12 protein-coding genes are annotated in these 14,471 nt (G+C 73.6%); 9 read left to right on the plus strand and 3 right to left on the minus strand.

What is annotated here, in order from left to right; genetic code table 11:
- Positions 1-32 precede the first annotated feature (32 nt).
- Entirely contained in the window at positions 33-521 is a 489-nt protein-coding gene (locus ABTZ03_RS09100; protein WP_350512229.1) for a glutathione peroxidase, read from the plus strand.
- A gap of 72 nt (positions 522-593) precedes the next feature.
- On the opposite strand, the gene ABTZ03_RS09105 is transcribed toward ABTZ03_RS09100, so the two are convergent.
- Positions 594-1,514, minus strand: a complete 921-nt coding sequence (locus ABTZ03_RS09105; RefSeq protein WP_350512230.1) for a LysR family transcriptional regulator — start codon at positions 1,512-1,514, stop codon at positions 594-596.
- Positions 1,515-1,610: 96 nt separating this feature from the next.
- On the opposite strand from ABTZ03_RS09105, the gene ABTZ03_RS09110 reads away from it, so the two are divergent.
- From ABTZ03_RS09110 to ABTZ03_RS09125, 4 genes are all read left to right on the plus strand, one after another.
- The gene (locus tag ABTZ03_RS09110) at positions 1,611-2,315 is read left to right on the plus strand and encodes a succinate dehydrogenase cytochrome b subunit (RefSeq protein ID WP_350512231.1); all 705 of its coding nucleotides are present in this window, start codon (positions 1,611-1,613) and stop codon (positions 2,313-2,315) included.
- Positions 2,312-4,255, plus strand: a complete 1,944-nt coding sequence (locus ABTZ03_RS09115; protein WP_350512232.1) for a fumarate reductase/succinate dehydrogenase flavoprotein subunit — start codon at positions 2,312-2,314, stop codon at positions 4,253-4,255. The genes ABTZ03_RS09110 and ABTZ03_RS09115 overlap by 4 nt, the downstream gene beginning before the upstream one ends.
- The gene (locus ABTZ03_RS09120) at positions 4,252-4,989 is read left to right on the plus strand and encodes a succinate dehydrogenase/fumarate reductase iron-sulfur subunit (RefSeq protein ID WP_350512233.1); all 738 of its coding nucleotides are present in this window, start codon (positions 4,252-4,254) and stop codon (positions 4,987-4,989) included. The genes ABTZ03_RS09115 and ABTZ03_RS09120 overlap by 4 nt, the downstream gene beginning before the upstream one ends.
- A 357-nt stretch (positions 4,990-5,346) precedes the next feature.
- Positions 5,347-5,658 carry a hypothetical protein gene (locus ABTZ03_RS09125; protein WP_350512234.1) on the plus strand — a complete coding sequence of 104 codons (312 nt, stop codon included), beginning with the start codon at positions 5,347-5,349 and terminating at the stop codon, positions 5,656-5,658.
- A 74-nt stretch (positions 5,659-5,732) separates the two neighbouring features.
- On the opposite strand, the gene ABTZ03_RS09130 is transcribed toward ABTZ03_RS09125, so the two are convergent.
- Positions 5,733-6,653, minus strand: coding sequence for an alpha/beta fold hydrolase (locus ABTZ03_RS09130; RefSeq protein ID WP_350512235.1), 921 nt, complete (start codon positions 6,651-6,653; stop codon positions 5,733-5,735).
- Between the two features lie 96 nt (positions 6,654-6,749).
- Positions 6,750-7,688 carry a DUF2797 domain-containing protein gene (locus tag ABTZ03_RS09135; protein ID WP_350512236.1) on the minus strand — a complete coding sequence of 313 codons (939 nt, stop codon included), beginning with the start codon at positions 7,686-7,688 and terminating at the stop codon, positions 6,750-6,752.
- 80 nt (positions 7,689-7,768) lie between these two features.
- On the opposite strand from ABTZ03_RS09135, the gene ABTZ03_RS09140 reads away from it, so the two are divergent.
- From ABTZ03_RS09140 to ABTZ03_RS09155, 4 genes are all read left to right on the plus strand, one after another.
- Positions 7,769-8,404, plus strand: coding sequence for a maleylpyruvate isomerase N-terminal domain-containing protein (locus ABTZ03_RS09140; protein WP_350512237.1), 636 nt, complete (start codon positions 7,769-7,771; stop codon positions 8,402-8,404).
- A gap of 192 nt (positions 8,405-8,596) precedes the next feature.
- Positions 8,597-10,753 (plus strand): restriction endonuclease, encoded by a 2,157-nt coding sequence (locus ABTZ03_RS09145; protein WP_350512238.1) that lies wholly within the window; start codon positions 8,597-8,599, stop codon positions 10,751-10,753.
- A gap of 184 nt (positions 10,754-10,937) precedes the next feature.
- Positions 10,938-11,708, plus strand: a complete 771-nt coding sequence (locus ABTZ03_RS09150) for an ABC transporter ATP-binding protein (protein ID WP_350512239.1) — start codon at positions 10,938-10,940, stop codon at positions 11,706-11,708.
- Positions 11,709-11,767: 59 nt separating this feature from the next.
- Positions 11,768-14,356: an ABC transporter permease gene (locus tag ABTZ03_RS09155; RefSeq protein WP_350512240.1), complete on the plus strand. Its 2,589-nt coding sequence runs from the start codon at positions 11,768-11,770 to the stop codon at positions 14,354-14,356.
- The last annotated feature ends 115 nt before the right edge of the window (positions 14,357-14,471 follow it).

Below are 14,471 nucleotides of genomic sequence, written 5' to 3' on the forward strand. Positions count from 1 at the left end.
CCCGCCGCCGACCTGCCGAAAGGACCACCACCGTGAGCCTGTACGACATCCCGCTGCACACCCTGTCCGGTGCGCCCGCCACCCTGGCCGACCACAAGGGCAAGGCCCTGCTGATCGTCAACGTCGCCTCCAAGTGCGGCCTGACCCCGCAGTACACCGGCCTGGAGAACCTCCAGAAGCGGTACGCCGAGCGCGGGTTCACCGTGCTGGGCTTCCCGTGCAACCAGTTCGCCGGGCAGGAGCCGGGCAGCGCCGAGGAGATCGAGAGCTTCTGCTCGACCACCTACGGGGTGACCTTCCCGCTGTTCGAGAAGATCGACGTCAACGGCGAGGACCGGCACCCGCTGTACCGGCAGCTGACCGAGGTCGCCGACGCCGAGGGCCAGGCCGGGGACGTCAGCTGGAACTTCGAGAAGTTCCTGATCTCCCCGGACGGCACCGTGGCCGCCCGGATCCGGCCGCGGACCGAGCCCGAGTCGGCCGAGCTGATCGCCGCGATCGAGGCCGTGCTGCCGGCCTGACCCGCCCCGCCCGACTGCTCCGGCGGCGGCGGCCGACCGCCGCCGCCGTCGCCGTAGTCGCCGCCGCCGTCGTCAGAGCAATAGCCGTGTCCCCGGGGGGAGTTCACCTGCCCGGGCGGCGTCCCGCAGATGCGCCAGCAGGGTGCCGTGCAGCGCCTCGGCGGCGCGGGTCGGCGGCACCTCGCGGCCGTGCGCGACCGCGATGGTGCGCCCCAGCCCCGGCCCGGCGAACGGGGTGACCGACAGCCCCGAGCGCGCCGCCACCATCCCCGGCACCACCGCCGGGCCGAGCCCGGCCCGGACGAAGCCCAGCACCGCGTCCATCTCGCCGCCCTCGACGGCGAATTCGGGCTCGAAGCCGGCCGCCCGGCAGGCCGCCAGGGCCGCCTCCCGGACGTCGTAGCCCTCCCGGAACATCACCAGCGGCCGTCCGCGCAGCTCGGCCACCCGCACCGCGCGCCGGGCGGGCCCGGCCGCCGAGACCAACACCAGCTCCTCGTGCAGCAGTTCGGTGACGGCGAGGGCCGGCGCGGCCTCCCCGCTGGGCGGGGTGATGATCAGCGCGAGGTCCAGCTCGCCCGCCGCCAGCCAGCCGACCAGATCGCGCGACCCGCCCTCGCGCACCCCCAGCGTGACGCCCGGGTAGCGGTCCCGGAACACCCGCAGCACGTCCGGCACCAGGCTGGTGCACAGGCTCGGCGGCGCGCCCAGCCGGACCCGGCCGCGGCGCAGCTGCACGGTCTCCTGGACGGCGAGGCGGGCGCTCTCGGTGTCCGCGAGGATCCGTCGGGCCAGCGGCAGCAGGGCGTCCCCGGCGTCGGTGAGGGCGATGTTGCCCCGGGCGCGGTGGAACAGTTCGGCCCCCAACTCCCGTTCCAGCGAACGGATCTGCTGGGAGAGCGAGGGCTGGGCGACATGCGCGGCCTCGGCGGCCCGGGTGAAGTGCCGGGTCTCGGCGACGGCCAGGAAGTAGCGGAGTTGCTGGAGCTGCACGCACCCAGGCTACGCCGCGACGATAGGCCCTGCCTATCGTCACCAGCCGCAGCATGTCTTGGACGCACCCTGGTGGCCCTCCCTACCGTTGCTGCCATGACAACCGCGACTCGGACGGGCCGGCATCCGTCCACCCTGGCGACCCTGTGGCGGTCGACCGTCGGCAAGAAGGCGGTCATGGCCGTCTCCGGGCTGGCGATGCTGCTGTACCTGGTCGCGCACATGCTGGGGAACCTCAAGGTCTTCTTCGGCCCCGACGACATCAACGGCTACGCGGCCTGGCTGCGCACCATCGGCCAGCCGTTCCTGGGCCACGAGTGGTTCCTCTGGATCGCCCGGGTCGGCCTGGTCCTCGCCGTCGTCCTGCACGGCGTGTCCGCGTACCAGCTCAGCCGCCGCGACCTCGCCGCCCGCCCGAGCAAGTACGTGCACCGGCGCCGCCGGGCCAGCTACGCGACCCGGACCATGCGCTGGGGCGGGGTGATCCTGGCGCTGTTCATCGTCTGGCACATCCTCGACCTCACCACGCTCACCGTGAACCCGGTCGCCGAGCACGGCCACGTCTACCAGAACGTCGTGGGCACCTTCGGCCGCTGGTACAGCGACGTGTTCTACATCCTCGCGGTGGTGGCCCTCGGCTTCCACATCCGGCACGGCTTCTGGAGTGCCGCCCAGACCCTCGGTGCCAACAACGCCCGCCGCGACAAGGCGCTGAAGCTGACGGCCAACGGTCTGGCCCTGCTGCTGACCGTGGGCTTCCTGTCCGTCCCCGTGGCCGTCATGTTCGGAGTCGTGAAGTGAGCTACCTCGATTACGCCCTCGGCGAGCCGATCGCCGACACCAAGGCCCCCACCGGGCCGATCGAACAGCGCTGGGACCAGCGGCGGTTCGACGCCAAGCTGGTCAACCCGGCGAACCGGCGCAAGCACACCGTGATCGTGGTCGGCACCGGCCTGGCCGGCGGCGCGGCCGGCGCCACCCTCGCCGAACAGGGCTACCACGTGGTCCAGTTCTGCTTCCAGGACTCCCCGCGGCGGGCCCACTCGATCGCCGCCCAGGGCGGCATCAACGCGGCCAAGAACTACCGCAACGACGGCGACTCGATCCGCCGGCTGTTCTACGACACCGTCAAGGGCGGCGACTTCCGCGCCCGCGAGTCCAATGTGCACCGGCTCGCCCAGGTGTCGGTGGAGATCATCGACCAGTGCGTGGCCCAGGGCGTGCCCTTCGCCCGCGAGTACGGCGGCCTGCTGGACACCCGCTCCTTCGGCGGCGTCCAGGTCTCCCGCACCTTCTACGCCCGCGGCCAGACCGGCCAGCAGCTGCTGCTCGGCGCCTACCAGGCGCTGTCCCGGCAGATCGCGGCCGGGAACGTGGAGATGCACCCGCGCACCGAGATGCTGGACCTGCTGGTCGTCGACGGCCGGGCCCGCGGCATCGTCGCCCGGGACCTCGTCACCGGCGAGATCAGCTCGTACACGGCGGACGCCGTGGTGCTGGCCACCGGCGGCTACGGCAACGTCTTCTACCTCTCCACCAACGCCAAGAACTCCAACACCACCGCGATCTGGCGGGCCCACCGGCGCGGCGCCTACTTCGCCAACCCGTGCTTCACCCAGATCCACCCCACCTGCATCCCGCGCTCCGGCGACCACCAGTCCAAGCTCACCCTGATGAGCGAGTCGCTGCGCAACGACGGCCGGATCTGGGTGCCCAAGGCGGCCGGCGACACCCGCCCGCCCGGGCAGATCCCGGAGGAGGAGCGGGACTACTACCTGGAGCGGATCTACCCCTCCTTCGGCAATCTCGTCCCGCGCGACATCGCCTCCCGGGCCGCCAAGAACGTCTGCGACGAGGGCCGCGGCGTCGGCCCCGGCGGGCAGGGCGTCTACCTGGACTTCGCCGACGCGATCCGCCGGATGGGCCGGGACGCCGTCGAGGCCAGGTACGGCAACCTCTTCGAGATGTACGAGCGGATCACCGCCGAGGACCCGTACCGGGTGCCGATGCGGATCTACCCCGCGATCCACTACACGATGGGCGGGCTCTGGGTCGACTACGACCTGCAGACCAGCGTCCCCGGCCTGTTCGCGATCGGCGAGGCCAACTTCTCCGACCACGGCGCCAACCGCCTCGGCGCCAGCGCGCTGATGCAGGGCCTGGCCGACGGCTACTTCGTGCTGCCGCCCACGATCAACGACTACCTGGCCCGCAACCCGGTGAGCGCCGTGCCCGCCGACCACCCGGTGCTCACCGAGGTCGAGGCGGAGGTCGCGGACCGGCTCAACCTGATCCTCTCCGTCGACGGCGACCGCACCCCGGACTCCTTCCACCGCGAGCTCGGCGAACTCCTCTGGGACGAGTGCGGGATGGCCCGCGACGCGGCCGGCCTCACCCGTGCGCTGGAGCGGATCCCGCAGCTGCGCGAGGAGTTCTGGCGCCGGATCAAGGTGCCCGGCACCGGCCGGGAGCTCAACCAGTCGCTGGAGAAGGCCAACCGGCTGGTCGACTACTTCGAGCTGGCCGAGCTGATGTGCCTGGACGCGCTGCACCGCGCCGAGTCCTGCGGCGGCCACTTCCGCACCGAGAGCCAGACCCCCGACGGCGAGGCCGCCCGGCGCGACGAGGACTTCTCCTACGCCGCCGCCTGGGAGTTCACCGCCACCGGCGAGCCGCCCGTCCTCCACCGCGAGGACCTCGCGTTCGAACACGTCCACCCCACCCAGCGGAGCTACGCATGAACCTCACCCTGCGCATCTGGCGCCAGGCGGGCCCGGACGCACCCGGCTCGATGACCACCTACCAGGTCGGCGGCATCAGCCCGGACATGTCCTTCCTGGAGATGCTCGACACCCTCAACGAGGAGCTGATCACCCGCGGCGACCAGCCGGTGGCCTTCGACCACGACTGCCGCGAGGGCATCTGCGGCGCCTGCGGCATGGTCATCAACGGCCAGGCGCACGGCCCCGAGCGCACCACCACCTGCCAGCTGCACATGCGGCACTTCGAGGACGGCGACACCATCGACGTCGAGCCGTGGCGGGCGGCGGCCTTCCCGGTGGTCAAGGACCTGGTGGTGGACCGCTCGGCCTTCGACCGGATCATCGGCTCCGGCGGCTACATCACCGCCCCCACCGGCAGCGCCCCCGAGGCGCACGCCACGCCCGTCCCCAAGGAGGCCGCCGACACCGCCTTCGAGCACGCCGAGTGCATCGGCTGCGGCGCGTGCGTGGCCGCCTGCCCCAACGGCTCGGCGATGCTGTTCACCTCCGCCAAGGTGGTGCACCTCAACGTGCTGCCGCAGGGCGCGCCGGAACGTTCCGCCCGGGTGCGGAACATGGTCGAGACGATGGACGCCGAGGGCTTCGGCGGCTGCACCAACACCGGCGAGTGCGCCACCGCCTGCCCCAAGGGCATCCCGCTGCCCAGCATCGCGGCGATGAACCGGGAGTTCCTGCGGGCCGCCCGCGGCTGAACCTCCCCCACGGCGTGTCCGACACGCCCTCCGACCGGTCGGCCCCTCGCTCTGGTGCTCAGGCGAGGGGCCGACCCCGTCCTCCGGGGCGTGCGGCGCCGATTCGCGCTCCCCGTACGGGTGGTGGATCGTCCGGAGCGGTGCTTGTTGACGGAGAATCGCGCTACGGTGGTGCTCCGCTACGGAAGGACGGCATATGCCCGAGGTTCAGTCCTGCTCCGGCTGCGGCGGGTCCGGGGGGACCCAGAAGACCGAGGCAACGGTCGAACTGGACGAGGAAGGAAGCATGGTGCCCAGCGTTCACACCTTCTGGTCGCCCTGCGGTCGGTGCCACGGATCCGGGACGGTGATCGTCGGATGAGGTTGGTCTTCGAGTGCGTCGAGTGCGGTGGGCACTACCTGCCGCCGGAGGGCATGGTCTATCCGGACGGGCCGGCCTCGCCGGTCTGGTGCTCCCCCTGTCAGGCCTCCAAGCACACGGCGGGCCTCGCGGAGGACCCGCTGCTCGCCCGGGTCGCGCTGGCCGCCGCCCGGGCCGCGCTGGCCCGGCGCGCCACCGAGGCGGCGGAGCCGGTGGCCGCCGGACGGGGCGACGTCCGCCCGTCCCGCCCGCCGCTGTCCCGCCGGGCCCGCTCGGGGCCGGGCGGGGTGCGCGGCAAGCTCGGCTGATCTCCTGACCGACCGTCAAGTACGGTCGTCGGCGGGCGACTTGCCTTCCGCTGCCGCAGATCGGCGGCCACCGCTCAGCGGGCGGTTTCCAGGAGGAACCGCTCCACCAGGTCGGCGACGACCTCCGGGGCGTCCTCCGGACTGTAGTGGCCGACGCCCGGCAGCTCCACCGCCCGGCCGCGCGGGAACGCCTCGGCGAACAGCGGCAGGAAGTGCCGGGCGGCGAGGGTGCGGTCGGCGGCTCCCCAGACCGCGAGGGCGGGCAGCGCCGCGAGGGCCGTCCGGACCCCGGCGTCCGGGGTCGCGAACGCGTGCGCCCCGGTCGCGAAGCCCTCGGCCCAGCCGATCGCCCCGGCCGCCTCCGCCGGGGTGGGGAACGGTGAGCCGTAGGCGCGCAGCCAGGTGTCGGTGATCAGGGCGTTGTTCTCGAAGCCGTTGAGCTTCATGGTGCTGAGGACGGTGTAGCCGAGTTCGCCGAGGACGGCGCGCAGGCTGCCGTCGGTGTGCGCCCGGGCGATCCAGCGGAACCACGGGGACTCGGCCGCGTTGGCCGCGAGCGCCTCGGCGAGGCCGGGCTGTCCGAGCGGCGTCGGCGCGTTCAGGCTGACCACCCGGGCGATCGACCCGGGCCGGCGGACGGCCAGGCCCATGCCGACCGGGCCGCCGAAGTCGTGCAGCACCAGGGTGAGTTCCCGCAGGCCGAGGTCGTCGACCAGGGCCTCCAGGTTGTCCACGTGGTCCTGCAGCCGGTACTCGCGGTCGGCGGGCGTGGCGCTCTTGCCGAAGCCCATGTGGTCGGGCACCAGCACCCGGTGGGTGGGGGCGAGGCGGCGGACCAGGCCCCGGAAGAGGTAGCCCCAGGTGGGTTCGCCGTGCAGGCAGAGCACGGCCGGGCCGGAGCCCTCGTCGACGTAGTGCATCGGGAAGCCGGGGGCGGTGCTGAAGTGCGGCCGGTACGGGAAGGTGCCGTCGAAGGTCTCGTGGGCGGCGATCATGGTCGGACTCGCTCCATGCTGGTAGCAGATTGAAACCGTAGGGCCGAGACTAGGCCTTGCGGTTTCAATAAGCAACCAGAGCTGCGGTCCCCCGGCTCAGAACAGCGCCTCCTGGGTGTCCGGCTCCGGCGGCCGGACCCGCTCCTGCAGCACCAGGCCCCCGGCGGCCCGGCCGGTGACCGGCGTCAGCGTCCAACCGGTCAGCCGCCGGGTGTCCAGCAGCAGCGGGCCCGAGCCGTCCGGCTGGTCCAGGAAGAGGTGCCGGCCCACCGGCGGGCGCAGCCGGCCCGCGACCACCGCGCCGTCCGCCAGCCCGGTGACCTCCCGGTAGGCCTCGGGGGCGCCGCCGGCCAGGCCGTAGCGCTCCACGTGGTCCACCACCGGGCGGTCGGCGAGCAGCTCCACCGCATGGCCCTCCAGCAGCCGGTGCGCCCGGGCCCGGGCCTCGCCGAGCACCGTACGGCGGTGCGGTGCGTCGCCGTGCACCCACCAGTGGTCCGTCTTCAGCCGGGACTTGTACCGCTCCCGGGCCATCCCCGAGGCGGCGACGGTGAGTTCGGCCCGGCGCACTGCGGGCAGGCCGCCGCGCGCGGTGAACGCGTAGGCCAGCGCGCCCTGTTCGAGCAGCCGGCTGTCGCCGCGCTGCTCGGCGGTCAGGCCGACCTTCAGCAGGCCCTCGCCGAACCAGGCCAGGTAGAGCAGGTAGGTGCGGCCGTCGTCGAGGATCTGGTCCCGGGCGAGCGCCAGGCCGCGGTCCACGCTCTGGCAGGCCGGGCACTGGGTCGCACTGCCGTCCGGGTCGACCACCGCGTGGTGCGGGCAGGGCGTGCGCTCCGTCGCCCCGACCAGCCACGCCCCCGTGCAGCGGCGCGGGCCGCCCAGCAGCCAGCCGACCTCGGCACCCGGCGCGACCTCCCGCTCGTGCACCCTGGTGCCCCGCACGGCGCCGAGCAGGGCCCGGCCGTCGTGCCAGCTCAGACCGGTGGAGATCCACCCGGCGGGCCGGTCCGGGTGCTGCGGTGCGGGGATCGTCACGGGCATCCCTTCCTGGAGATCGTCGATCCGGCCAGGCTACCCGCCGCCACCGACAGCGGTTCGGGCCCTATCGTTCCCGCATGATCGACTCACCGACCCCGGACGACCTCGCGCTCGCCGTGCGCCTCGCCGTCGACACCCTGACCGCCGCACCGGCCGACGCGGACTGGTCGCGGCCCGCCGGCACCCTCGCCTGGAACTGCCGGGAGACCGTCGAGCACCTCGCCGACGACCTCCTCGCCTACGCCGCCCAGCTCGCCCCGGCCCGGCCGCCGCGCGATCGCTACGTCCCCTTCGCCGCGACCCGGCAGTACCCCGGCGCCCCGAACAACTTCGTCCGCGCCGACCCGGCCGCCGGCCTCCCGGGGCTGCTCGAAGTGCTGGACGCCAGTGGCGGATTGATGGTCGCCGTCGCCCGGGTCACCCCGCCGGACGCCCGCGCCTTCCACCCCTGGGGGCTCGCCGACCCGAGCGGCTTCACGGCCATGAGCCTGGCCGAGACCCTGGTCCACCTGCACGACGTCGCCCAGGGCCTCGGCCTCCGCTGGGACCCGCCCGCCGAGCTCTGCACCCGCACCCTGGTCCGGATCTTCCCCGACGTCCCCCGCACCGCCGCAGCCCCCTGGCCCACCCTCCTCTGGGCCACCGGCCGCACCGCCCTCCCCGGCCTGCCCCCGCGCACGGACTGGCGCTGGCACGCCGACGTCCGGGAGTAGCCGCCCCGCGGCCAGCCGAGGACGGGCCGCCGCGGTCCGTCCGCCGGGCCGTCAGCTCCCGTCGCTGCGCCGCAGGTCGCGGGCGCTTGGCCGGGCGGGGTGTCCACGTTCTATTGTGGCGGGCGCGGTCGGCGGTGCGGCCGGGAGGCGGCGCGGGACGGCCGGGTCGGTGTGAGCGCGAAGGGGTGACTGGTGGCGGGGCGGCGGAACACTGGGGTGCTGGCGGTCTGGGCGGAGGCGCAGCGGCAGCAGCAGCGGCGGGAGGAGGCCCGGTGGCGCGCCGAGGCGGCGGAGCTGCGGCGGCACGAGCGGGCCCAGCGCGAGACGCAGCGGGCGGCGGCCCGGGACGAGCGGGAGGCGCAGCGCGCCTACCAGCAGTCGCGGGAGGCGGAGGCGGCCGCGCGGACGGCCGAACTGGACGCCCGGGTCGAGGAGTTGCGCGGGTTGCTGGCGGCCGGGCTGGCCGCGCCGGCGTTCGGGCCGCAGGCGTTGCTGGCGCCGCGCCCGGTGCCGCCGTTCGATCCGGGGCCGCTGGGCGAGCCGGTGCCGATGCCGGACCAGGCCGCCGCCGCGTACTTCGTCCCGCCGCCGGACGCCGCGCAGGCCCGCAACGCCGGGGTGCGGCGGCAGTACGAGCAGTACCTCGCCCAGGCCCGGGCCCGGTTCGAGCAGGACTGGTACGCCGCGCAGGCGCGGGAGGCGGACCGGCAGCAGCGGCTGGCCGGGTACCACCGGGAGTACCTGGAGTGGGCGGAGCGGTTCCGCCGCCAGGAGGCGGAACGCGGCGCCGGGACCGAGGAGTTGCTGCGCCGGCTGCGGGCGGGTGAGCCGGAGGCGGTGCAGGAGTACTTCACGGCCGGCCTGTACGCCTCGGCGGCCTGGCCGGAGGGCTTCCCGCACCGGCTGGTGGCGGCCTGGGAGGCGTCCAGCCGTCAGCTGGTGGTGAACTGGGAGCTGCCCGGGCCGGACGTGGTGCCGGCCGCCGGCCGGGTGCGGTACGTCAAGGCGGACGACCGCGAGGCGGAGGTGGCCCGCCCGGCGACCGAACGCAAGGCGCTGTACCGGGAGGTGCTGGCGCAGTCGGCGCTGCGGGTGGCGGTGGAGCTGTTCCGGGCGGACCGGGACGGGCTGCTGGACTCGGTGGTGCTGAACGGCTTCGTGCTCGGCATCGACCCGGCGACCGGCCGGGAGGCGGAGCGCTTCCTGTCCACGCTGACCGCGACCCGGGCCGAGTTCGCCGGGCTGGCGCTGGACCGGGTGGCGCCGGTGGAGTGCTTCCAGGGCCTGGGCGGCAAGCTGTCGGCGCGCCCGGAGCGGCTGGACGAGGTGAAGCCGGACCGGCTGCCGGAGACCGTCGGCGGGAGCCTGGCCGGGCACTTCGGCGAGGACGACCCGGACCTCTTCGAGATGGACCCGATCGAGTTCGAGGACCTGATCGCCGAGCTGTTCCGGCTGCGCGGTTTCCGGGTGATGACCACGGCCCGCAGCGGCGACGTCGGGGTGGACGTGGTCGCCGAGGACCTGGACCCGGTGACCGGCGGCAAGATCGTGATCCAGGCCAAGCGCTACAAGAAGACCGTCCCGCCGACCGCCGTGCGCGACCTGGAGTCCACCGTCCGCCACCACGGCGCGATCAAGGGCATCCTGGTCACCACCGCGGGCTTCGGCAAGGGCTCGTACAGCTACATCGAGGGCAAGCCGCTGACCCTGGTGAGCGGGCCGGAGCTGGTGGAGCTGCTGGCCGACCAGGGCCTGCGCGGCCGGCTCGGCGGCGGCGCCCCGGGCGGGGCGGCGGAGCCCGCCATGCAGGAGCCGGCGGCCGGGCCGGCCGTCCCGCAGAGCAGCCTCACGGTCAGCTGGCAGAGCCGCACCGCCGCCGGGGACCCGGTGGAGCTGGACGTCACCGCGTTCCTGTGCGCCCGCGGCCGGGTGCTGAGCGACGAGCACTTCGTGTTCTTCAACAACCCGCAGGACCCGGACGGCGCCGTCCGCCTGCACCCCACCCACTCGGTGCCGGGCGAGCCGGCCCGGGCGGCCCGGCTGAGCCTGGACCTGCACCGGCTGCCGGCCGCCGTGGACGAGGTGGTGCTCGCGGTCTCCACCGAGGAGGAGGAGCCGCCGGCGCTGCCGCTGGGCTACGTGTACGGGCTGGCGGTCGCCGCCGAGTACGGGCCGGGCGCGGCCGGGCCGCTCAAGTGGCCCGGCGCCAACGGCGGCATCCCGGACTCGGCGATGCTGCTGGGCAGCTTCCGACGGGCGGCGGAGGGCTGGCAGTTCGCGCCCTCGGGCCGGGCGGTGACGAACGGTCTGACCGGGCTGGCGACGGCTTTCGGCGTCGCGGTGGAGTGACCCCGCGGCCAGGCGCACCAGGGACTTTGGTCCTCAGGGCGCCAGGTCATACCTGAGGAGGAGGGCGCCCCCGCCGCACCGCCGGGTCGGCGGGGGCCGACCGTCCGCCCGGCATACGCATCGGGCCCGAACCACTTGGGAGGATTGATCCATAGGACAATCCGATTCGTTCCCAGGAGTCTTCGTGACCTTCCCCGCAACCGCCGTCCGTACCGGCCTGGCGGCCGCCCGCGCCACCGGCCTGAACAAGGTCTACGGGGAGGGGGAGACCCGGGTCGTCGCCCTCGACAACGTCAGCGTCACCTTCCCCCAGGGCGAGTTCACCGCCATCATGGGCCCCTCCGGCTCCGGCAAGTCCACCCTCATGCACTGCATGGCCGGCCTGGACACCGTCTCCTCCGGCTCCACCACCATCGGCGACACCGAACTCGTCGGCCTCAAGGACAAGCAGCTCACCCAGCTGCGCCGCGACCACATCGGCTTCATATTCCAGGCCTTCAACCTGCTCCCCACCCTGACCGCCCTGGAGAACATCACCCTCCCGATGGACATCGCCGGCCGCAAGGCCGACCAGGCCTGGCTCGACCGCGTCGTCGACACCGTCGGCCTCTCCGGCCGCCTCAGCCACCGCCCCTCCCAGCTCTCCGGCGGCCAGCAGCAGCGCGTCGCCTGCGCCCGCGCCCTCGCCAGCAAGCCCGACATCGTCTTCGCCGACGAGCCCACCGGCAACCTCGACTCCCGCTCCGGCGCCGAGATCCTCTCCTTCCTGCGCAACTCCGTGCGCGAACTCGGCCAGACCGTCGTCATGGTCACCCACGACCCCGTCGCCGCCTCCTACGCCGACCGCGTCGTCTTCCTCGCCGACGGCCGCATCGTCGACGAACTCCACAACCCCACCGCCGACACCGTCCTGGACCGCATGCGCCGCTTCGACGCCAAGGGCCGCACCAGCTGAGCCCGTTCAGCCACGCGACGCCACCGATCCCCGAGTACCCCCAGGACTGACGCTCCCCCATGTTCCGCACCGCTTTGCGCAACGTACTGGCCCACAAGGGCCGACTGCTGATGACGATGCTGGCCGTCCTGCTCGGCACCGCCTTCGTGTCCGGCACGCTCGTCTTCTCCGACACCATGGGCCAGGCCCTCCGGACCCAGAACTCCAAGAGCTACGCCGACATCGCCGTCACGGTCAGCGACCGGACCGCCATGGGCCCCGGCTACGACCACGGCGGCAGCGCCGACGACGGCCCGACCCTCACCGAGGACGTCCGCAGGAAGATCGCCGCCCTGCCCGGCACCGCCGACGCCCGCGGCGTGGTCAGCGGCTTCACCGGCATCGCCGACAAGAAGGGCGCGCTGATCGGCGACGGCTTCTCCACCACCGGCACCAACTACGTGCCGGGCGCCGACGGCACCGACCAGCGCTACCCGCTGGTCGAGGGCCGCGGACCCAAGGACGCCGGCGAGATCGCGCTGGACACCCGGACCGCCGAGAAGGGCGGCTACAAGGTCGGCGACACCGTCCGGGCCGCGGTCAACGGCCCGGTGATGCAGCTCAAGCTCACCGGCACTCTGCACACCAACGACCCCCGGGTGATGGCCGGCGGCTCGCTCGCCGCCTTCGACACCGCCACCGCCCAGCAGCTCTTCCTCAGCCCCGGCCAGTACTCCGAGCTCGACGTCAAGGCCAAGCCGGGCACCGACGACGCCACGCTGCTCGCCGACGTCAAGCAGGCCCTCCCCCAGGGCGACAACCTCCAGGCCAAGACCGGACGCGAACTCGCCGCCGAGCAGGACCGGATGATCGGCAAGCTCACCAAGATGCTGAACCTGTTCTTCCTGGGTTTCGCCGGCATCTCGCTGTTCGTCGGCATCTTCATCATCGCCAACACCTTCACCATGCTGGTCGCCCAGCGCACCAAGGAACTGGCCCTGCTGCGCGCCGTCGGCGCCACCCGCCGGCAGATCACCCGCTCGGTCAAGATCGAGGCCGTCCTGGTCGGCCTCACCGCCTCGGTCGGCGGCCTGGTCGCGGGCATCGGCATCGCCGTCGGCCTCCGGACGCTGCTCAACGGCCCGATGGACGCCAACCTGCCGGACGGCCCGCTGGTGATCGCCCCGACCACCGTCCTGGTCGCGCTCGCCGTCGGCGTCCTGGTGACCCTGGTGGCCGCCTGGCTGCCCGCCCGCCGGGCCTCCCGGATCGCACCGGTGGCGGCCATGAGCGCCAGTGAGCAGCCCGCCACCCAGAAGAGCCTGCGGGTGCGCAACGCCGTCGGCCTGCTCTTCACCCTGGCCGGGGCGGCCGCGTTGGCCGCGGGGGTGAGCGGCAAGGAGGTCAAGCTGGTCGGTCTCGGCACGGCCGCGCTGCTGCTCGGCGTGTTCGTGCTGACCCCGCTGCTGTCCCGGCCGCTGATCGCGCTGCTCGCCCCGATGCTGCGCGCCGTGTACGGCACCCCGGGCAAGCTGGCCCAGGAGAACGCCGTCCGCAACCCGCGCCGCACCGCGGCCACCGCCTCGGCGCTGACCATCGGCGTCACCCTGATCACGTCGCTGACCGTGATCGGCGCCTCGGTGAACAAGGCCGTGGACACCTCCAGCGACAGCGACATCAAGGCCGACTACACGGTCGCCATGGCGAACGGCTCGGACCTCTCCGCGGAGGCCGCCGCCCAGATCGCCAAGGCGCCCGGTGTCAGCGCGGTGAGCGCCGAGCGCGGGCTCCGGGTCACCCTCGGTGAGGACAAGGGCGAGGCTCACGGCGAGGACGGCGCCGACCGCGAGTGGCTGACCGCGGTGAACCCGGCGACCATCGACCAGCTGGCCACCATCAAGATCAAGGAGGGCTCCGCGGACGCCCTCAAGCAGGGCAAGCTGCTGGTGAGTTCCGGCCGCAGCGAGCAGGCCGGCTACAAGGTCGGCAGCACCCTCGCCGTCACCTACCCGGACGGCACCAAGGGCTCGCTCACCGTCGGCGGCGTCCTGGAGGCCAACACCGCGCTGGCCGGCGTGATCGCCCCGGAGAACGTGGTCGGCCCGCACGCGCGCCCCGGCTCGGGCCTGAACAAGGTCCTGGTCAAGGGCGAGCACGGCGCCACCGAGCAGCTCAAGCAGGCGCTGCGGGACGCGACCGGCGGCAACCCGCTGATCAAGGTCAAGGGTCAGCAGGACATCAAGGCGGAGAGCCGCCAGGCCATCACCAACACCCTCAACCTGATGTACGGGCTGCTCGGCATGTCCGTGGTGATCGCGGTGCTCGGCGTGGTCAACACCATGGCGATGTCGGTCTTCGAGCGCCGCCGGGAGATCGGCATGCTGCGGGCGATCGGCCTGGACCGGCTCGGCATCCGCCGGATGGTCCGGCTGGAGTCGCTGCTGATCGCGCTCTTCGGCGGACTGGTCGGGGTCGGCCTGGGCGTCCTGTCCGCCTGGGCGGTCGTCCGGACGCTGGCGTCCGACCTCACGGGCCTCAGCACCGTGGTGCCGCCGCTCCAGATCGCCGGCTTCCTGCTCGCGGCCGCGGTGATCGGCCTGCTGGCCGCGCTCTGGCCGGCCCACCGGGCGGCGAAGCTGGACATCCTGGACTCGATCAAGAGCGAGTAGCAGCCCGGCGCCCCGGACACGGAGCCCCGGACGGTCGAGGACCGTCCGGGGGGGCGGCGGGTGCGGGGGGGCGGGGGTGGGGGGCGGCGGGGCGGAGGTTGTTCGAGCGCGCCCG

It is taken from the genome of Kitasatospora sp. NPDC096077 (assembly GCF_040303245.1).
Classification (GTDB): Bacteria; Actinomycetota; Actinomycetes; order Streptomycetales; family Streptomycetaceae; genus Kitasatospora.

Bases quoted from the DNA above. Each gene is read 5' to 3' on its own strand.
- ABTZ03_RS09110 (WP_350512231.1), top strand. From the start codon at position 1,611: ATGACAACCGCGACTCGGACGGGCCGGCATCCGTCCACCCTGGCGACC.
- ABTZ03_RS09120 (WP_350512233.1), top strand. From the start codon at position 4,252: ATGAACCTCACCCTGCGCATCTGGCGCCAGGCGGGCCCGGACGCACCC.
- ABTZ03_RS09125 (WP_350512234.1), top strand. From the start codon at position 5,347: ATGAGGTTGGTCTTCGAGTGCGTCGAGTGCGGTGGGCACTACCTGCCG.
- ABTZ03_RS09130 (WP_350512235.1), bottom strand. From the start codon at position 6,653: ATGATCGCCGCCCACGAGACCTTCGACGGCACCTTCCCGTACCGGCCG.
- ABTZ03_RS09140 (WP_350512237.1), top strand. From the start codon at position 7,769: ATGATCGACTCACCGACCCCGGACGACCTCGCGCTCGCCGTGCGCCTC.
- ABTZ03_RS09155 (WP_350512240.1), top strand. From the start codon at position 11,768: ATGTTCCGCACCGCTTTGCGCAACGTACTGGCCCACAAGGGCCGACTG.